At 54.4% G+C, this 20,218-nt stretch carries 16 protein-coding genes and 1 pseudogene; 9 read left to right on the forward strand and 8 right to left on the reverse strand.

Translation table 11 applies throughout. From position 1 onward, the window contains the following. Positions 1-4: 4 nt before the first annotated feature. A complete protein-coding gene (locus HSEST_RS14260; protein ID WP_229123039.1) occupies positions 5-1,432 on the reverse strand; it encodes an argonaute/piwi family protein in 1,428 nt (475 codons plus the stop codon). After that, positions 1,432-2,898, reverse strand: coding sequence for a hypothetical protein (locus HSEST_RS14265; protein WP_229123040.1), 1,467 nt, complete (start codon positions 2,896-2,898; stop codon positions 1,432-1,434). The genes HSEST_RS14260 and HSEST_RS14265 overlap by 1 nt, the downstream gene beginning before the upstream one ends. Before the next feature lie 91 nt (positions 2,899-2,989). Here HSEST_RS14265 and HSEST_RS14270 point away from each other — a divergent pair, with 91 nt between their 5' ends. The 5 genes from HSEST_RS14270 (at position 2,990) to HSEST_RS14290 (ending at position 7,156) form a co-directional block, all read left to right on the forward strand. Next, on the forward strand, positions 2,990-3,853 hold the full coding sequence (locus tag HSEST_RS14270; protein WP_229123041.1) for a hypothetical protein: 864 nt from the start codon (positions 2,990-2,992) through the stop codon (positions 3,851-3,853). 5 nt (positions 3,854-3,858) lie between these two features. Further along, positions 3,859-4,650, forward strand: coding sequence for a hypothetical protein (locus HSEST_RS14275; protein WP_229123042.1), 792 nt, complete (start codon positions 3,859-3,861; stop codon positions 4,648-4,650). A 600-nt stretch (positions 4,651-5,250) separates the two neighbouring features. Continuing rightward, positions 5,251-6,195 carry a hypothetical protein gene (locus HSEST_RS14280; protein WP_229123043.1) on the forward strand — a complete coding sequence of 315 codons (945 nt, stop codon included), beginning with the start codon at positions 5,251-5,253 and terminating at the stop codon, positions 6,193-6,195. Positions 6,196-6,197: 2 nt separating this feature from the next. Beyond that, the gene (locus HSEST_RS14285) at positions 6,198-6,509 is read left to right on the forward strand and encodes a hypothetical protein (protein WP_229123044.1); all 312 of its coding nucleotides are present in this window, start codon (positions 6,198-6,200) and stop codon (positions 6,507-6,509) included. Continuing rightward, on the forward strand, positions 6,509-7,156 hold the full coding sequence (locus HSEST_RS14290; RefSeq protein ID WP_229123045.1) for a ribonuclease H-like domain-containing protein: 648 nt from the start codon (positions 6,509-6,511) through the stop codon (positions 7,154-7,156). Before HSEST_RS14285 ends, HSEST_RS14290 begins: the two co-directional genes overlap by 1 nt. Positions 7,157-7,475: 319 nt before the next feature. On the opposite strand, the gene HSEST_RS14295 is transcribed toward HSEST_RS14290, so the two are convergent. Beyond that, the gene (locus tag HSEST_RS14295) at positions 7,476-8,582 is read right to left on the reverse strand and encodes a hypothetical protein (protein WP_229123046.1); all 1,107 of its coding nucleotides are present in this window, start codon (positions 8,580-8,582) and stop codon (positions 7,476-7,478) included. Between the two features lie 767 nt (positions 8,583-9,349). On the opposite strand from HSEST_RS14295, the gene HSEST_RS14300 reads away from it, so the two are divergent. Next, positions 9,350-11,515, forward strand: a complete 2,166-nt coding sequence (locus HSEST_RS14300; RefSeq protein WP_229123047.1) for a type B DNA-directed DNA polymerase — start codon at positions 9,350-9,352, stop codon at positions 11,513-11,515. Positions 11,516-12,289: 774 nt separating this feature from the next. Continuing rightward, positions 12,290-13,636 carry an orc1/cdc6 family replication initiation protein gene (locus tag HSEST_RS14305; RefSeq protein WP_229123048.1) on the forward strand — a complete coding sequence of 449 codons (1,347 nt, stop codon included), beginning with the start codon at positions 12,290-12,292 and terminating at the stop codon, positions 13,634-13,636. A gap of 304 nt (positions 13,637-13,940) precedes the next feature. On the opposite strand, the gene HSEST_RS14310 is transcribed toward HSEST_RS14305, so the two are convergent. The 5 genes and pseudogenes from HSEST_RS14310 to HSEST_RS14330 all read right to left on the reverse strand — a co-directional run bounded on the left by HSEST_RS14310 (position 13,941) and on the right by HSEST_RS14330 (position 17,129). Beyond that, a complete protein-coding gene (locus HSEST_RS14310; RefSeq protein WP_229123049.1) occupies positions 13,941-14,588 on the reverse strand; it encodes an HNH endonuclease in 648 nt (215 codons plus the stop codon). A gap of 54 nt (positions 14,589-14,642) precedes the next feature. Beyond that, positions 14,643-14,966, reverse strand: coding sequence for a hypothetical protein (locus HSEST_RS14315; RefSeq protein WP_229123050.1), 324 nt, complete (start codon positions 14,964-14,966; stop codon positions 14,643-14,645). Between the two features lie 165 nt (positions 14,967-15,131). Then, a pseudogene (locus HSEST_RS14320) lies at positions 15,132-15,625 on the reverse strand (hypothetical protein). Next, positions 15,618-16,298: a nucleotidyltransferase domain-containing protein gene (locus HSEST_RS14325; protein WP_229123051.1), complete on the reverse strand. Its 681-nt coding sequence runs from the start codon at positions 16,296-16,298 to the stop codon at positions 15,618-15,620. The pseudogene HSEST_RS14320 and the gene HSEST_RS14325 overlap by 8 nt, the downstream one beginning before the upstream one ends. Before the next feature lie 66 nt (positions 16,299-16,364). Beyond that, a complete protein-coding gene (locus tag HSEST_RS14330) occupies positions 16,365-17,129 on the reverse strand; it encodes a pirin family protein (RefSeq protein WP_229123052.1) in 765 nt (254 codons plus the stop codon). A 247-nt stretch (positions 17,130-17,376) separates the two neighbouring features. Between HSEST_RS14330 and HSEST_RS14335 the strand changes: the two genes are divergently transcribed. Beyond that, entirely contained in the window at positions 17,377-18,741 is a 1,365-nt protein-coding gene (locus tag HSEST_RS14335) for a restriction endonuclease (RefSeq protein WP_229123053.1), read from the forward strand. A 183-nt stretch (positions 18,742-18,924) separates the two neighbouring features. Next, the gene (locus HSEST_RS14340; RefSeq protein ID WP_229123054.1) at positions 18,925-20,169 is read left to right on the forward strand and encodes an RNA-guided endonuclease InsQ/TnpB family protein; all 1,245 of its coding nucleotides are present in this window, start codon (positions 18,925-18,927) and stop codon (positions 20,167-20,169) included. Positions 20,170-20,218: the final 49 nt, after the last annotated feature.

The raw sequence follows: 20,218 nt of genomic DNA on the forward strand, positions 1-20,218 counted from the left end.
GAGGTCACATATAGTAGTAATAGTGGTAGGGGAACATCTCTTCAGGAAGCTCACCAGCTAGTGGTTCAGCAAGAATATCACTGACTGCATCTGCGATTCCAACTGTAACAGGGAGCTTTTTGCAGAAATCAGAGCTGTTCCAATCCAGCTTAGAGAACGATAAAATCTCTTCACAGATCTCTCGGTAAGATGCAGATTGCACATCACTGTGTGGTCGGACAACGATCGGCTTTGGCATCCCTGAATCGTCGTACGCTGAAATCTCTGGAACAAAGCCCTTGGTGTACAGATAGTACTCCTTCTTTCCAGGAGGGAGAACGACAGTCCCTCTCAAAGGCGGGTACTGAGTATTACTGAACAACCGAATCGGATGGCGTTCGCGGATCGTGATGAAATCCCGAGCAGCGACCTCAGAGGACCCATCTTTGAAACCCTCCGTCTCTTTCTCCCAGAAATTAGATGACTTATGAATCACCAATCTTTCCGGCATCTCACCTTGTCGGTCACCAAAGCGCCGTAAGATTGTCTCAATAAGCTGTTTAGCATCTTCACGGTTCAGATGGGTTCTTCCCGTGTCCTTGTCACTCGCTATATCTTTGACAGGGTCGCCCCGGATTACGAAGTTCTCCCCGGTCTCCATGAACACCTGCGCAATTGAGGCTCTAGTATCGGGATCTGTTCCGCGTTCATCGTAAAAAGACACACCCACATAGCAGGTTCTCGACTTCAGCTCAGTTAGTTTCCAAGGACGGCCTCGACGAGCTTTGTACAGTAGTCCCACAGCGAGATTCCAAGCCACTTCACGACGTGGTTGAACATCCTCGTCGCGGAGGGTATCTGGCCCGATTAGTTGAGTTGGAGTCTCATTCAGCATCCCAAGCAGCTTAATCCGGCTTCTAAAGTCAGTGTCCTTGGTCCTAATTCGTCCTCCCTTTTTATCGCCCGTCAGGATCTCTACTAAATCTGGAGGGATGCTTACGATAACTACGTCCGGTGAGGGAGTGGTCGAGCAGACGTTCTCGATGTGATATTCGATATTATCCAACGCCATTTCCACCTGCTGCTCCTCATCTCTGACTTCCTGGAGTGCGTCGACGTGATCTCCCTCAATCTCACTACGCCACTTCTGACGCTGATCGTAGGACATCTGCAGTTCTGATTCTGAACCGAGTCCCGGAAACGGCTGGTTCCATCTCTCTCTGTCTGAACCCTCTGGAAGGACGCCGTGCCGCATCTCTTCCAGAAGATCTCGGACCGCGGATATCGACCAGCTGTCTCCAACAATCCCTATCCGAACGATCTCATGATCGGAGCCATCGCGAGGTGGACAGGGTCCGTACTCAAGAAGGCCAGCACGCGGATCCTTTGCTTTCTCCCCACCGGCAAACACTAGCTCCGGTTCACGTAAGCGAGAGATTTCAAATTCAGACATCAGTATGAGTCAACCTCCGGCGACATGAGCTCATTTCTCTCACTGGTATCTTTTGGTGGTCGTTTTCGGACCTCTAAATCATCTATCTCAGAGAAGTACATTGCCTGAGGGTGATCTCGCTCGTCGTCTTCGAAAAGAGACTGATTCTGTGGGGGATCTTCGGTCAAATCAAGATACGAGCGCCATTGGCGGAATTGAGCCTTGAAATTATTAGGCCGGTGGTATCCGTCACTTTGCAAATCATCGTGTAGCTTGCTCGCCTGATCTCCGCTAATTATGTTGTTTCCGTAGCCTCTCCCTGAGAATAGCCATCCGGTTTCGACGAAAACATAGAAGTCACCATCATACTGTCTGAATTGAGGAATTCCATATCTGTGAGCGATAGAACGCCCCCTCTCCATGGTAACTTTCCAACCCTCTACAAACGTCTGCTCAGGTCCGTCTTCTTCTACGCTGTCTTTGTCCGGATTGTGTTGGAAGATTAGCCGGTTTTCGTAGTCGTGCCTCACCAGCTTACAGGTATCGTAGTTCTCGACACCTCTCTTCTTTAGGAAGCGGTTGAACAGTCTCTTAGCGATCTCATCTGCTTTTTCGACATCTTCCAGCCACTGATCGAACCTCTGTTCTTTGATGGAATCTGTCTCGATGAACTTCAATAGAGAATCCTCCATCTCTTCTGGAGGGGTTAGACTGTAGATTTCATCCCCCTCTATCCAAATTGGAGAATACCACTCATTTGCCTCATACACATCCCGATGGCGATCAGCAGTACAAATGCCAACATAGATATAATCTGGATACTCCTCAAGTTTGAGGAAGTTAGGGATCAGCGTCTCTGGACGGTCATAGGGCCTATTCTCTTTCGTATAGAAATCCCATTTTGATCGATCTACTGACTGCTCGTCTTCCGTCATTTGCTCAAGGCGATCCCAGCCAGCGCGGTGGATAAATACGTCTTCTAAGAACCGCTTGAAGTGCTCAAACTCATATTCGCGGAATTTCTCCGTCTCCTGGTCATTCAGTTCATGCCTACTGACAACCTCATCATAGTAGTTCTTGATCGCATCGTCTGTGCTGACTCGTGGCTTGAAAATTCGCTTCCACTTATCAGGGGCCTGGAAATGAGGAGAGTAGACATGATATTCGAACTCTCGGCTCTGTTCATGATAGTCGAGAAAGGTACGTGCGAGCTCAGTGACGAAACTCTCATCTAAACGTGAAACTTCGCCTGCCTTGGCTTCTACACGGATCCGTTTCTCAAACTCACTGCTAACTTTCTCTGCGTCCAGACAATAGAAATCCTCAGAGATACCTACAGCAGCTAGATCCTCCGTAGTGGCGTGGTGGTCCGATCGCCGTTCAATACTGTTCCCTCGTGCCCGGAGATACTCGGCTATCCGGTTCTTGTATTTCTCTCCTGTATGGAAACTTGCCTCACTTCCACCTTCATGATCGAACCATGGCATTAGTACCGATTGAACAAATTCCCTTCTCCACCTTTATTCTATCTCCCAAGAATCTATACACGATGACCTCAACACCTTCATACGAAATCATATGCAGGACGCCTTGGACCTGGAAGAATTGGTAGCAGTCCTTTTAGAAGAACATGAATACGGAGACTCACTCAAGCCCAAGGCGTTCCACAAAGTCCTCTATTTCGTTGAGCAAGAACTTGAGCAGGAGCGAGTGCCAGTTCAGGTCCCTAAATTCTGGTATATGTATGGAGCAGTCGTCGCAACGTCAAACTCAAATATTAATGTGGACATCAGTGATGGCGGTTCCTCAGTAACCAGCAATCTAGATCTCGATGATATCGATGTGTCAGAGGGAGTCCTTCGACGCAGTCAAGAAGCTATTAGCAGAGCTCTTGACGATTACTACGATCTCGGGCTTGACGGTATCACGAACAAGATGTATGAAGAGGCTCCGTATGACGTGCAGCGACACTATCGCCAGCTGGATAAGCAATTGACAGCGGCTGCCGACACAGGTCAAATGACTCTCGACGGTGGGAAAAACGAGGCACGGACCAGAGAAACCGTGTATGATCTTCTGGAGAGCTTTCCACTGGATGAGTTTCCGGAATACGAGGATGATTTGTATATCTGGTACCGATTAGTCAGTGCTCAAATCGACTCCGATGACTACGATCCCGATGAAGCACATCGAATCTCTGAAACCTTCTGGAGGCTATTCTGCTTAGAATTGGCATGTCGGGAGAACAGTGGATTATCGCATAGTGAGGTCGCCGAAGAGCTGGGTGTCGATAGTATAGAAGGAACAAAAGAGGAACTTCGATCATTTCTACTTGAGCAGGAAAAGCAGAAGGCCCGGAGAAATGCTCGAGAAAGTGAAGCAGCGATCAAAGCAGCGGAAGCATTCGTTGCTCCTCACTTAGAGTTTGACGTGAAAATCTAATAGAGATGGCTAGGTACTTCCTTGACACCGGCCCAATTGTTGGAATTACTTTCCTCCACGACCTGTGGCGAACTGAATCAGAAAGGCTGTTCGACACAGACAATACTCTCTATACCTGCCAAACCGCGGTCTACGAATACTGCAACAGGACCGACTCAAACTCTGTGGAGACGGCGGACATCGATTGGGAAACGGAGGAGGGCCGATTCGGTGATAAATTCTCGACCGTTCGAGCAGCTCAGGGCAATCTAGACATCAAGCTCCGTTCCTATGATGATGACGAGCTTGACCTAGACACTCTCGTGGACCTGTTCATTACTGAAGCTCGAATCAAGGAGAATGTCTTCCCTCAAAGCTTGATCGACGAGTACATTCGACCCAATCTTGAGGATTTCTTATCTGAGGAGATAGGCGATCAAGATCTGACCTCCAAGGTTGCTCGCCAAGCGATGGACGCTCTTTGTGACACGATTCAGACCCAGGCGAGAAATAAGAAGAACCGTCTGAAGAGACGGGTCAAGATGGCTCCGGAGCAGGATGGAGACTGGGAGATGGAGAAAAGACAGTTAGATTTTGTCGGGTATCGAGATCGTCTTATTCTATGCGATGCGGCATTCATGAAGGACCGAGGCCTCCTGGACAAGGTTGTTACAGTAGATTCTAATCATATGTATGATAACCAGAAGAAGATCGAGGCGATACTGGGTATCCGGATTCTCCTCGTCAAGGACGAGTTCGCTGATGATACCTCTTATCTCACGAGTGGTGCTGAGTCCAAGGGGCAAGACACGGATTAGAAGAAAACAGTCGAACCGGGTTTCTACTCCCGGTAATAGACAAGGAGAGGGAACGAAGATACTCGGCTACGGGTTATCCTGTACTTCTCGGAAGGCCTCTCTCAATTCTCGTAACGAAACACGGCGAGAATGATCTCGGTTGACCGGTGCTTTTAGCAGCCTATCTTCCGCCAAGTCAGAAAGCACCCTTACCTGCTTCTGTACAGATTTTCGCGTTGCCGAGCCGCTCTGGATATTCAACGTGGAAAGAGATCGTGTGACACCTATATCTCGTTTAGTGAAGGCTGCTTTTCTTGTCTTTCGCCGTCCTCCTATCCTTGATTTTTATTGAGGCCTTCCGAGCTGTTTTCCTCGTCCTTGTTTTCGCGGTACTCGTCTTCGTCGACGCTGGGAGGAAAGAGATTAACCAACACGCCGCGGTCAATACGGGCGGATGTTGGTTAACACGGAGAACACTGGATTCAGGAACTATTCTCGGAAACAGGATCCAAACGGAGACTACTCGGGACTGTACCGGGATTGGAGGGGATCAAGTCGAGTTCCCTGAAACGCGGACGCGACACGCCGCGGCTTATCGGGAATGTGGACCTCTAGTCGGATATGGAAGAACACTCAACGTCGAACCGATTGGCGGTGGACCAGCCAACACGGGGCGCTGACCGCAATCGGTCCCTTGCTGACCAGGCCGATCCGGCTACGGACGAGATGTTGTTGCCGTCACTCGGCGACGGCATCACGCTGCTCGACGTCGAGGGAGGCCGCGGCGTCCCGATCCTGCAGTCGCTCGTGCTCGACCATCTCCTCCTACACGACGGGCCCGCCTTCTGGGTCGACGCAAACGGCCACGCGACGACGACGACACTCGCTCAGATCGCGCCCAGCCAACGGTTGCTCAACCGAATCCACGTCGCCCGCGGATTTACCGCCTACCAGCACTACGGCGCCGTCTGTGATCTCCCGACGGCAGTGAACAAGTCGATCCAGATGTCCACCACCGACTCCGGGGCGGCCCGTCGACGGGCACCAGATCGCGACGAGGACACGTCGCCCCACACACCCGCCCTCATCGTCGCGCCGGCCGTCGACGCCCAGTACCGCGCCGACGATACCCTCGGCGAGACTCACGCGAAAACCCTTCAGGCTCGAACTCTCGCCCGGTTGGCGACCTACGCCAAGGGGTACGACATCCCGGTGCTCGTTACGCGAAACGAACGAAACGAATTCACCGAACCAATAGCGACGGCTGCCGACCACCACCTGGAGTGCGAGCAGACCCGGATGGGGCCACGGGTCGTCGGCGAAGACTTCGAGACGCTCGTCTATCCCGTCGACGACGGCGAGTACTACCAGACGACGTTCGCGTACTGGCGGCAGCTGCTCGCGGCACGCGCCACGCAGGTCGGCGTGGAACCGACAACGCCGACGCCGTCGACGCCGACTCCGGAGGGTGTCGGGACAGGCGTCACAGCTGACGGTGAGACGGTGGCGACCACTGCGGACCCCTTGCTCGATGCGTGGACGGCGTGCGGTACAGGAGGCCGATAGCAATGGGACGAACGAACCCGACGTACCGTGATGCACTGCGGGCCATCGAAGAGCGCTGGGCGGAGTTCCGCCGGGCACTGCGGCGTCGCGACCAGCCGCGCTTCGATCGGCTGTTCGAGTACGCCCGCGAGCACGCCGACGCGAGCGGGCTGTTGAACCACCAGAATCCCCTGCTGCCGGCGCTGTTCAGCATCGATCTCGAACAGGAGGGGCGCCTCGACGACCACGAAGAGCGACTGGAGAATATAGAACAGGCATTAGAACACGATGACTTACTAGAATCTGGAGGCGAAACTAGGGAGTGTGAGACTTGATGACAAACCTAGAGACGGTTGCTTTCGATATTGAGACGACCGGATTCCAGACGACTGACCAAGTGACAGTCATCGGATTCGACGCCGAAATCAGCTCACGAGTGTTTCTGAATATCGACGACCGTAGAGACCCCAGGACTCTCAAGGACCGGATTCACGATGAGATGAGCCCACCCGTTGTTCTCTCAATACATGAGAACGAAGCAGCACTCTTGCAAGCAATGACTGAGTTTGTCGAATCGAATCTCACAACTCAAGAGATCAAGTTGGTCGCCTACAACGGCGAAACGTGGAAGGGGGGCTTCGATCTTCCGTTCGTCCGGACGCGGCTCAATGCTCACGATCTCGAATGGCCCTTCCATGGACTACCATACATCGATCTCATAGACGTTTTCGAATCGAGATTCAATACAACTGAGACATCTCTTACGGCAGTTTACGAGGAGCTAATTGGCAAGGACTTGAGTGATCTTGATCCATTCAATGATAGTGGCGAGGCCGTCGATTCGTGGGAACATGGCGATTTTGAACCGGTTGTACGGCATAATGTGGCCGATATCCGTCGGACGAGAGCCCTCATGGATGTAGCTGAGCGATACTGCTCGAAATCAGACTTCTCGATGAAATCGCTGGATCCCGTCGCCTGAAAGTGAGACATGCCCGAAGAAAATGTTGGAATGATTGTAGTTGTGGAAAGTACTGCAAGATATAGAGGGTGGATAAAGCAACGCCGAGGACCGCGACCTGCGTTCAACTGGGCTCGAAGATTGTCGGTATGGAGCAGGCAGTTACGGAGGGCCGATAGGATACCTACGACGTTAGTCCCTTAGAGGTTATCAGGAACCCGAAGTGGCATTCGACAACCAGTCCTGTTTCTGATTCTCGACGTCGGTGCTTCCTACGTCGGAAAGAGTTTACGCCTTTGAAAGCCGCCGAATTTGGTAGTCAGTCCAGACAAGTCAAGGTCTACTCCAAGTACTTGCGGATGTAGTCCCGAGCACGTCCCGTAGCTGGCCGATTCTGCTGAATACTCTCCCAGTTCTCTTCGACACGATTCTCGTATTCAGTAACGTCCAGTAGGTCAGCGCCAAAGTCATCGAGATCAAGAAGTGGAGAACTGTCAGTTGGGTCCTCAACAGTCAAATATTGACGATCATCGGATCCGAATTCGTCGGAATAATCCTCCTTGAAAGGATACCAGATCCAAGAGTTCCTCTCCGAGAGTTTGTAGAATCCGACATAGATAACATTCTCAAACTCGTTGTAGGCCGATTCGTAGTAATTGTCGCGATGGATCGAATAGTATCGAGTATTCGAGACAGATCGTTCAGGACCAGCTTCGTATTTTGATAGCGGGGTGTCTTCATACCGATCGTCGTCTGAAGGAAGCAGAAATACCGAACCCAAAACGCGCTGAGACAATTCCGGGAGGTTTAGTTCGACGTCAAGAAAGCCGTGCTCCGGTGAGGAGACCTGAAAACCTCGATCGCGAAATTCGCTGAACAACGAACTCTTCGCTCTTTCTACAGGCCCGTAGTCAAAACCATATTGATCAACGGCAGCAACGAGGAGTGTCGCCTGTAGCAGCTCTTTCTCCTTGAGGAGTTCAGTTTGGGACATGAGTTCTCGTCCTCGCACAGTCTCTCGCGCGACTCTGAGTCGATTCTGTCCCCATTTGTTCCGTTTGGAGGGCCGATCTGATGATTTCTGAACTACATACTGGGCGTCGAACGATGAGAAGACAACGGATCCGGGCTTACCGTACCAATCTTCCAACGCTGTCAGGTGGTGTTTGCAGAACTGGAGGCGAATAGACTCGGTGTCTTCTGCAACGTCTATTTCGCCGGAGTTTTCCATCAATTCGACCGTCTCTGGCGGTAGCTCTACCGCCATGACCAGCGTTTCAGGATTTTCTAGATCAATGTCTTCGGGATTGGTTACTTCTGAATGGATGTATTCGCCACAGATAGCACACCGATATGGATCTGATCCAAACAGTTCGGGAAATTCCTCACTCAATGTCTCGTGAATCATATCTGGCAGTACTGACTTGGGACCAAGTTCGTCTGACATAGACAGAAGATGTTGTGTGGGATATAAAAATTGTACACCATTACGACGCAGATATACCGAGCCCAAAATCAAAATCGACCACTGCGGACGCTTTCGGACATTGGCCTATCGCCAACATATAGAGTCTAAACTCCCGAAGATATCGATATCTCCCATTCATTGTGACACCCGCGCCGTCCACCTAATAGCGCTTGTACCGACCGTCCGAATATGACTTCATGTGCCAGTCCACGAGGAACCGGACAGCGACGACGAATCGAGGTCGATGAGAACACTGCAGCCGTCGTATTCACGCGGACGGACGCCCACGAGATCGATGTCGTTGACGACGTCGATTGCATCCAGGGAGAGACACGCATAGATAAACTTTCAATTTAATTATAATTTAAACTGCTGGAGAGACGTCCACCTCCCGGACAACAGGGTGATGCCACCGAAACCCGATGGTGCGACTCCGAGAGAGTGATATCGAACTGCTTGCATTATATGCGCTCTCTATCTTGCACACAATTATTGACAATAAATATATTAGTAGAGAGGGTCTTCCAACATCACGATGTTTAACCAACAAATTCGCTGGACTCTCCACAACTGTTGGTTAAAGATAGATTCCGGAAGTCATCCCGGAAATGGTTTCAGACAGACGTATGGGGAGATATATCCCGATAGCGGTGCAACCAAAGTCGTTCTCCGAACTACGGAAACAACACGCCGCTACCTATCCACTACTGGATCGTTGAGTTTGAAGGAGGCTCAACAATTCACAGATGCCGTTCACCATCGATTTCCTCAAAGACGGCCGCGTCCTAGAGTGGGAAGCAACCGTCGACGGGGCCGTCGCGATCGAGCGCGATGACTACACCCCACGCTTCTACGTCGCCACTCGCGACCCAGAGACCGACCTCGACCTCACGACACTCCAGTCAGTGTACGACCAGCACCCGGACATCGTCGCGACCGAGATGGTTACGCAACGGCCCGGGTTTCGACGAGACGAGGAGACCGTTCTCGCGGTCGACGTCGCCCACATCGACCGCGTCACCCCACTCGCCCGGCAAGCTCGCCAGCTGTCGGAGTATCCAGTCGGGGATCTCGCCTGTTTCAACGTCGACTTCTCGCGAGAGTTCCGGTACTGTCTGGAGACCGGCGCCGATCCGACGCCGGCGATCGAACTGTCGATACTCCGGCTCAGCGTTCCGGTGACCGAAACGAGCAACGACGTCTATGGGGAGCTGTCCGTCGCCGGCGACACCGTCACCGGCTCGCCGACGGATATCCTGACCGCCGTCCAGGGGGCGCTCGACGCACACGATCCGGACGTCCTCGTCTGCTCGACGAGCGAGATCGTCCCGACCCTGTACGAGATGGCGACGGACGCCGGCGTCGACGACTTCTCGCTGAGTCGGTGGCCGGACGTCGACTACCAGCAGCTCGCGAGTCGGTCGACGTACTCGAGCTACGGCCGCGTCGGTCACTCACCGGCGCGGTACAACGTCCCCGGGCGGGCAATCATCGACGAGTCGAACACGTTCTTCTACGGGGAGACGAATCTCGACGGTGTCCTCGACCTCGTGTCGCGCTCGAAAAAGCCCGTCCAGGAGCTCGCGTGGGCGTCGATCGGGAACGTGCTCACGGCGATCCAGATCTGCGAGGCTCACAACCGTGGCGTCCTCGTCCCGTGGCACTCCTGGCGCCACGAGTTCTACAAGCCGATGGGAACACTCCACGACGCCGACCGCGGCGGGTTCATCTTTGCCCCCGAGGTCGGCCTCCATGAGAACGTCCACGAACTCGACTTCTCCTCGTTGTACCCGAATATCATCTGTACCCGGAACGTCTCGCCGGACGTTATCCGGTGTGACTGTCACAGCGACCGCGACGACGTCCCCGGCCTCGGATACTCGATCTGCGACGACCGGGGCTACCTTGTCGACGTGCTGCAGCCGATCATCGACGCTCGCGACGAGATCAAGGCGGCCATCCGTCGCGAGAAACAGCGGGACAACCCTGACGAGGAACGACTAGCGGAACTCGAGGGACGGTCGGGAGCGCTGAAGTGGATCCTCGTCGCCAGTTTCGGGTATCAGGGATTCAGCAACGCGAAGTTTGGCCGCATCGAGTGCCACGAGGCAATCAACGCATTCGCTCGCGAGATTCTGCTGACGGCGAAACAGCGGCTGGAAGCTGGCGGCTGGCGCGTCGTTCACGGGATCGTCGATTCTATCTGGGTGACCCCGGACCCTGAGGTCGACGATGATGACCGCGAGGACCTCCAGACGCTCGCGACGGAGATAACCGACCGCGTCGAGATTCGGCTCGAACACGAAGCCCACTACGACTGGGTGGCGTTCGTGCCACAGCGCGAGAGCGACGCCGGCGCGCTGACGAAATACTTCGGGAAGGTCGCCGGCGAGGACGACTTCAAGATCAGGGGCATCGAAGCCCGACAGCGTTCAACCCCACCGTTCATTGAGGACGTCCAGCGGGATTATCTCGAACGGCTCGATGCCACGCGGTCACCGGACGCGGTGCTCGGACGTCTCGAACGAACAATCGACGAACTGCAGACGGGCAACGTAGCAGTGGAGCGGCTTGTCGAGCGGAACCGTGTCTCCAAGCCGATGGAAGGCTACTCACAGAATACCCAGAATGTGGCGGCACTGAAGCGGGCCCGGGACCAAGACCTTACTGTCCACCCAGGACAGGACATCGAGTACGTGGTCGTCGACGACGAGAAGAGCTCGCAAGAGCGAGTTGCGTTGGCTCACGAAGAGATCGAGTCGTACGATGCGTCGTACTACGAGACACAACTCGTCAGAGCTGTCGAGAGTGTGCTGTCGCCGTTGGGCTGGGATCGCTCGAAAATCCGTCGAGAACTCGCGGAGACGCAGGTGCCGAAGTTGACGGCATTCGCGAACACGGAGGATGGTTAACCAACACGCCGGCGTCAATACGGGCGGTTGTTGGTTAACTAGGATGCAAACGAGGTCGAACCCCCACACCCCGTGTGCGATATGAAATCAAGAAGACGACGGGAGGGGGTGATCGGGAGAAGAGACCACAGGACACCAGTTATCCATGATTTCACGGAGGAGAAGACTCAAAGACAACAATATCAGGATAAGCTATGTTTCAGGGAAACCTTTATATAGCCACTCTGTCAACCAAAGCCGCACTAGCACTAGAGTCTATCAAAACGAAACAGTGTGTTTCGTGACACGACTAAACTTATCCGTGGTTTTACTCCCCTATGGGATAGACGTTATCGTTGGTTCTACGTCTTCTCATGGTTTCTCTGGCTGAATCCCGAGTTCCTTGAATGGTTCGTCCCTACCTACCCTCTCGTCAAATTCATATCGCACACGGGGTGTGGGGGTGACTTACCGACAAGATCCTATCTTTCTGGGGCTCGCCGAGAGATATTCCGGTGCTATCCGGATCGAGACCAGATCTGATATTTCATCTTGCACACGGGGGGTGCTTCCACCGAGTTCTTCTGACGCGTCTCGGCATCGGCGACTGCTCAATGAGCTCTCCGGAATTCATATCGCACACGGGGGGCTATTACGACTAATTGATTTCGCCCACGGTTACGGGTTTCGTCTGATCCCCCCTCTCTAAACACCTTCTACCGACAGAATTCGCCTAATTTAACCTCGTACACGGTTCCCCATATTTATTTATGGTTTCGACCTAACTGCGTAGATATGGCCGACGGCGACGATCAACGATCCCTTTCACAATCCATCAAAGGCCGTCTTCAAGAAGGTGTTCAGAACTCCGTGTTTCGAGATAAGGGTCTCCTTGACCCAGATGCTGTCATCGACGAGGACCGGATTGTGGGTCGTGATGAACAACTGGAAGACATCATCACCTACCTACGGCCGGCACTGCAGGGGAATCGCCCACCTAATATGCTCCTGTACGGTCCGTCAGGGACTGGAAAGTCGCTTATCATCAATGCGGTCTGCCAGCAGGTTCTCGAACTTGCGAACTCGCAAGGAGATCAGTTCGGTGTCATCAAAATCAACTGTCAAACAATCAAATCCCACGACCGGGCTGTCTATCGGCTCGCGAAAAACGCAGCTGACGAGGCCGATGTCGATGTCGGCATCCCTGCGAGCGGGATCTCGACTGACCAGAAACTCACTCGATTTTACGAGATTTTGAGCAATAACTTTGACTCGGTCATCATCATCTTGGATGAGATCGATCTTCTGGTGGGTCGACAACGGGACCCGAACGATGAGCCAGCGTATTCGAAACTTCTCTACCAGCTATCGCGAGCCTCGCAGCTCGGTCATATTGAGGGTCACGTGTCTGTCGCTGCGCTCACAAACGACCCTCGATTTATGGAGGATCTCGACGGCCGGGCAGAGAGTTCCTTTAACCCTCAAGACATCGTCTTCCCTGACTACGATGCGAATCAGCTGCAGGCAATTCTCGAACGGCGCCGTGACGCGTACCAAGACGACGTCCTTGAGGACGGCATCATTCCACTCAGTTCGGCGTTTGCTGCGCAAGATCATGGTGACGCCCGCAAGGCAATCGACTTGTTCCGAAAGGCGGGCGAGATCGCAGATCGCGAGGGTGAAGATACAGTTTGCGAAGCGCACGTTCGAGACGCTCAGAAAGAAGCCGAACGGGATCGGACGCTGACCCAGATGCAGGGCCTATCGACACAAAAGAAGCTCTCGCTCTATGCCACCGCGGTTGTCCCTGTTTATTCACAGCGCAATTTGAACGCCGTTCCTAGTACTGTCGCATACCGAGTGTATCAGTACCTCACTGACCACTTAGATGCTGATGAAAAGTCGCGTGATTCCTACTTACGGTATATGAGTGAGGCCGAGACCTACAACTTCGTGACATCTGAGAAGCGCGGGAGGGGCTACGGAAGTGGCGTCCATAAAGAGTACACGTTTATCGACGATCCGGAAGTGGTAGCTGAAACCCTCCAGACTGATATCCGACTTAAAGATGCCGAGCAGGAGGCAGAACTTATCAAGTCTGTTGTCAATGCACAGATTGACGATTTCTTCGACGGAAACTGACGCAGGGAGGCACTGGATCTGGTACCGAATTCATTTCGCACACGGGGTGTGGCTGCCCCTCCTGTGGCATATTATTAGAATAACTAGGTTTGTCTGACAACAGTATGCAGGATATCATTTCGCACACGGGGTGTCCTCTCATTCGACTCGTCAATCAATTCATCTCTCACACGGGGTCCTCGGAGAAGGACGAAATCATCTCGCACACGGGGAGTCCTGACTCAACATCGTCGACGAATTCACTTTGCACACGGGGTGTGTTCTTGACACCTCCAGCAGAGTCATTTCGCACACGGGGTGGCCATCAGATTAGCTTCGGACGGAGCGGGATACCCTCCCACTGGGTGTGGCAAGGCTCACAGAGCGAGACAAGGTTCGATGGGTCGTGAGCTGTTTCGACCTCATCCTCGTCGAACTCAGAGAATGGCCGAATATGATGCACTCGTGGCGTATATCCGAGATCGTCTTCGCTACGGCCACACCCCTGGCAGGTTCGATCATCTCGTTCTAAGACCTGTTCACGCCGCTCTTTCCACAACGGTCCATAGTTCGGCGTCGATTTCCAGTCGTAGGTAGCTTTCTCTTGCTGCCAGTCCCACTTGCACTCTCGACTACAGAAGTGGCGCTCAGATGATTCGATATCAGATTGAATTCGCGTGATTTTCTCGCCACAGTACGTGCATTCTGTCTCAGGTCGGTTGTCGATGTGCCACTTTCCCTTGCACTCGTAGCTACAGAAATGGTTCGTTTGATCGTCCTTGAGTGATCTCTCGTATCGTTTGAACTTCGTCCCACAGTAGTCGCATTGGAGGACGATTCTGCTGTCCTTTTGTTCAGACTGCCACTTTCCGTAACACGATTTATCGCAGAAATGGTGGTCCGCGCGCTCTACTACTGACGGCGGTCTCGAAACTGTGTCACCACAGAAATCGCACTCGACCTCGACAGGCATGGTTCGGCCTTTCGCCGACCATTAGCGACTGTCATCACTGATGAATGTCCGGGGTTATTCGTCCGGATTGACTGGACCTTTATATTTAGATGTCACCGTTTCGCCTTCCCTCCATTGCCAGTAGTAGTAGCGGTTATCGTTGATCTCCTTGATCGTGATTGTTGCCTTCGACGGGACGTCGTCCGGAAGATCATCCGGCCGCTCGTCAATTTCGTCGTCATCCGATTTCGCCTCAAGTCGTGCCTCGCGAGCTTTGTGTTCCGCTAGCTCCCCGGCATAGCGTGCGATGTGCTGGAGCCGATCTGGGGAGTACTCGTTGAGTGTGTTGACGATATCTGTTGGGAGTTCCGCCGGCGGCATCGGTGGCTCGTAGGACATCAGTGCTCTCTCCCGTATTAACCAACAAAGCGCGTATTGGTATAGATTTGTTGGTTAATTAGATAGCGACTCGTCACGGGCTGAAGAGTGCGAATAGTAAACTATTGGCTTGTGCGTTGAACAATCCGAGTTGATCAGTTCCTTCGACTAGCGGAGTTGAATTCGCTATGGTGTCTCCCCGCAGATACACTCGTGCCCCTGTCGAGACCGGCCAGTGACGTATGTATGGATCTCGGTGGCGAGTTCGTACATCGCTTCCGCACGTGCCGCTGAGGCGAGTCCGTCCTGATAGTACGTCTTTGCTCGGTGATCGCGCCAGAGATCAGCGAGGTCTGCAGCCATCGCTTCTCCAAAAATACCGGCCGCCGCCTCTCGGTAAACACCAGGATGCGTGCCGGGGAGATCGTCCGGCTGCATCGTGCCGCGTTCGAGGAGCCGAAATTCCACGGTTCGTTTGATGGCGACGAACGACGCTTCGATCACGAGCGTGTAGTAATTGGCATTTTGGAGTGCCTCTGCGCCGGCGAGCAAGCGACAGGCTTTCGCAACTGGAGGAGAGCTGCGTCCTCCACATCGAGCCCGGCTTCAATATCTGTTGGGCGGCGATCGAACGCGGCTTGCACGTTGTCGATGAGCTGCTCGATTTGCGAACTACTCATCAGCGATCACCTCCTTTCGGAGCGAGTCGAGGTGATCGCTGCCGTACACCGTAATGCCTTCGGCGAATATTTCGCGGAGCTTTGACCCGGCTCTCCGGGCACTCTCGGCAGACTCAATATACGGATCGAACGCGAATCGGTCACCGCCGAACCGGTCGGACTGGAGATCAGCAACGACGTCGGTAATTCGCCGACGGGCTGTCGTCCGGTTGCCATCGACAACGACGAAACAATCGATGTCGCTCTGGCGGTCAGCCTCGCCTCGAGCAACGCTCCCAAAGACTACGATACCGAGTAAGCTGTCGACGTCATCAGTGTCGGTGATCGTGGCTTGCACGCGGTCAACGAATGCCCGAATCGGAGCGTGGAACTCCGACTGCGGAATGGCGAGAATCGGATCGTCCTTCTGGAGTCGCTCTGGGTTGATCGCGATATAGTTTCGTTGTGGTGTCTCCCGAATTCGGATGGCACCAATACTATCGAGGAGGTCGACAGCCCGCCAGACCGTCGAGCGGGTGACACCCGTGGCGTCGACGAGTTCGGGGATCGTAAACTCAGTGTCGTGAGCGTCGGCGAGCAACCGGAGGATGTCGTCCGCGGCGCCGATACGAAAGACATCGGTATCTGGGTCGGGGTACGCATCGATGCAGACCGTTATATCCTGTTTTGCCATTTCAGACACTATTTGATTTTGTGCAACGATATATAAATAGATGGCGACGTCACGCTCGCTGGCGTCTCAACGACCGATCGTGCCCTGGCGCGTGATCGGAGCGTCGGGATTAATAGCAAACGCGACAACGATCGAGTCCTCGGCTGCGGCGACGGTTACGTCGCTGTCGCCAGTTACGAGTGCACTCTCGGTGTATCCGACCGGCTCCTCGCCGACCTCGATGGCACCTTCGAAGACGTACAGATAAGTGTGCCAGCCCGAACGGGACGGAAGCGTGACCGTGGCGCCAGCGTTGAGGTGGCAGTCGTAGAAATGGACGTCGTTGCGGACGGATAGTGGGGCGTCGGTCCCTTCGGGCCCGAACAGATGTCGCCACTCGTTCACAGCGGGATCGGGAATCGGTTCGTGCTGGATACCCGGCTCGAGATCGAGGCTGTGCGGGCGGACGAAGATCTGGAGCATTCGTAGCGGCGGGTCGTCCGCAAGTGTCTCTTCGGCGTGCCAGAAGCCGCTGCCGGCGCTCATCACCATCAGATTCTCGGCGTCCGTCAGGAGTTCATTGCCCTGTCGGTCGTCGTGGCGCATCACACCGTCGGGCACCCACGAAATGATCTCTTCGTTGCGATGCTGGTGCATCCGGATCAGCGTTCCCGGATCCATGAACGACTCGACGACCGTCGCGAGTGGCCCGTAGCCGTGATCATCGTGGTTGGGGACTGCTCGGCCGGGGAAGTTGAAGTGGATCCGGAACTTGCCCTGGTTCTGCGAGACATCTGTTCGCGGCGCCGTGTAGATGCGAGAGTGCGTCTGTGCCGTAGGCGAATCGTCCATTACCAATTCATAGCCTCTCAGCCGTATATGGGTTCTGTGCGGGGCTCTCTGGCTGCCCCGTACCCACTCAGGAGCCTGAAAAACAGATTCTGCTCATCTTAACCAACGTTGGGTGGTGCTAACCTCCAAGTGTTGGTTAAACCACCCGCTACTTCTCATCCTTATTATCTCGCTTACTGCTAGCACTTCGATACCGCTCGTCGGCAATGTATTTGGTTCTAGCAAGATACGTTCCAGATATATTCGGATGACTGTACTGGACGATCTCTCGGGGTTCGAGTTTGAGGACGTGATGGAGGATGTGTTTCGAAATCTCGGGTACGAGAACGTTCGTCAAGCCGAGCGAACGGCCGACGAAGGCCGAGACGTCATCATGGAGGAAGTCGTCGACGGGACGCGACGAGCAGTCATCGTTGAATGCAAGCACACGGGGACGGTCGGGCGACCTGTGGTCCAGAAGCTCCACTCGGCAGTCGCGACATTCGACTTTGACGGCCCAAAGCGCGGAATGGTCGCCACCACTGGTCGATTTACGAACCCGGCCAAGGAGTACGCGGAACGACTCCAACAGAACGATGATCCCTATCCTATTGAGTTGCTTGACGGTGATGCTCTCCGTGAGATCGCCGACGAGATCGGTCTCGATCTCTATAACGGACGGATCGAAATCCTCTGTGACGAGACGCTTCGTCCGTACGACCCAGCGGCGGACGTCGAAGCGCCCGTCCTAGAGGCATTTCGCGACATCGAGAATATCGAGGCTGCTAGCCTCCCAACGTCGCACTCGCAGGTGACGTTTCGCCCAGTAGTTGCAATCACCGCTGACACTAATGCCGTCTTCGAGACCTCGGTTGGCGTCATCCACCGCATCAATGACCGGACACAGTTCGTTGCCCACGCCGAACGGGGCCATCCGACGGTAGCTGATGACGATGTCGCGACGCTAGTTAGTGGGAACTTGCACGCAACGGTTGACCTCGATAGCGAGCGGTTCGCTGAGGTGTTCGACAAGGTCAACGAGCGCCGGTACGGCCAGACCCAGACCGAGTACAAGGAGTGGGCTGTCGATCGATTACAGGACTACCACACGACGACGGTGACCTACACCGGCGACAACAACGTCACCTACAACAAAACGTGTGAGCCGAATCTCTCGGATATTTCGGTGCAATCGATTGAGCCGGTGTATCTGCCCGAGGTTCAGCAGACGACGGAAATCCAGGAGTATTCGTATCCGTACGAGTACTATGCCGCTGGCCCCTCACGTGTCACGCTTGAGGACGGGATCCACCGGTGCGTCCACTGCGAAACAAGCGGCGTCAGCGAGACCTACACCTATTGTCCGAACTGTGGGGCAATCGCCTGCGACAGCCACATCAAAACGGAGCGGCTGGAAGACGAGCCGGTCTGTACAGGCTGTGCAGCCACCGAGCGGTTCGCGCTAAAAACGAAGTACTTCTACGACGAGGGTAACCTCGAGGCGTTCCGAGAGGAGTATGCCGAGATGCCTCTCCACAAGAAGGCGATGGAGAACAAACTGCTGGCTGGCGGGAGTGTGGTTGTGACCCTACTGGTTCTCATTGGCCTGGTCGTAGTCAGTGGAATTATCTGAGGCCGTACTCTGATCCGCCAGTCCTGTGACAGGGTGCGAATATTCCGTACTCATAGCGGATACAGCGCGGAAACCCACCCGTTCACGGGTGGGAGGAAGCGCGTCCGGTCTGTGCGACAACCCACCGATGACGACAGGGCCGACTCCCTAATGTTTTTGAACCATCAAGCACACATATGATGTATGGAGAAGCGGCGGACTGTCCCCGTGAAACTCGACGTGGATAGTGACGACGCCGCACTCCTCGAAGAGACCATAGACGAGTTTTTGTGGGCCGCTAACTACGTAACGCGCCACGCGTTCGACGGCGAATACGTCACCACAAGCAAGACCACGCTCAACGACGACACCTACGACGACGTGCGTGCGGAAACTCGTCTACACAGCAACCACGTCCAAGCTGCCCGAAACAAGGCCGCCGACGCCTGCAAAAGCGTGGTGGAAAAGTGGAAACAGGGCAAGAAAGCGTCGATGCCCCACTTCACCAGCCCCCACCTCGTCTACGACCACCGCACCGCCACCTTCCACGACGAGTACGTGTCGTTAGCAACGGTTGATGGTCGCATCGAAGCCGACTACGTGCTCCCTGACGAAAAGCGAGACACGCCCCATGCGGAATACCTTTTCTCGGACGAATACGAAACCACGGGGGCGGAACTACACTACAGCAACGGCAACTGGATGCTTCACATCCACACAAAGACGGTAGTGGAGTCTGACACGTCGGCACAGGATGCCACCGAGAACGGAACGGTTCTCGGGGTGGACCTCGGCGTGAACAATCTGGCCGTTACCTCGACGGGCACGTTCTGGACTGGTGACGAATTTGACCACTGGCGACGTGAGTACGAGAACCGGCGTGGTGACTTGCAGGAACACGGCACGCGGTGGGCACACAAGAATATGCAGGCTGTCGGTCGCAAAGAAGACGGTCGGTTCAAACTGACACTCCACCGTATCTCGAACGAGTTGGTGGCTGAAGCCCGCGAGAACGAGTGTTCGGTGATAGCGTTTGAAGACCTGACCGACATTCGGGAACGCACTGGTGCATCGTGGGGCCACAAGTGGGCGTTTAACCGCCTCTACGAGTACGTCGAGTACAAGGCCGCCGAGTACGGTATCGACGTGGAACAGGTTGACCCGGAGAACACGTCGCGGCGGTGTTCACACTGTGGGTTCACGCATCCGGATAACCGCGATAGTGAGGCCTTCGAGTGCTTGAAATGCGGCTACGAGAACCACGCTGATTACAATGCGGCGAAGAATATCGGTTTGCGGTATCTCCGCCGGAACCAAACTGGCTCCGGTGGAGGCGCACCCGTAGGCGTGCGCTTGAACAGCGGGACGCTGAACGCGAATGGAGAGTATGACCCTCCTGCCGACGAGTCGGCCAGAGCGGGAGTCCACGCTGAAAGCCCACGGCTTTAGCCGTGGGTTAGCTTACAACAGATGTACCTACTCAGCGGCGTCGAACTGT

The sequence above is a fragment of the Halapricum desulfuricans genome, assembly GCF_017094465.1.
Taxonomy (GTDB): domain Archaea; phylum Halobacteriota; class Halobacteria; order Halobacteriales; family Haloarculaceae; genus Halapricum.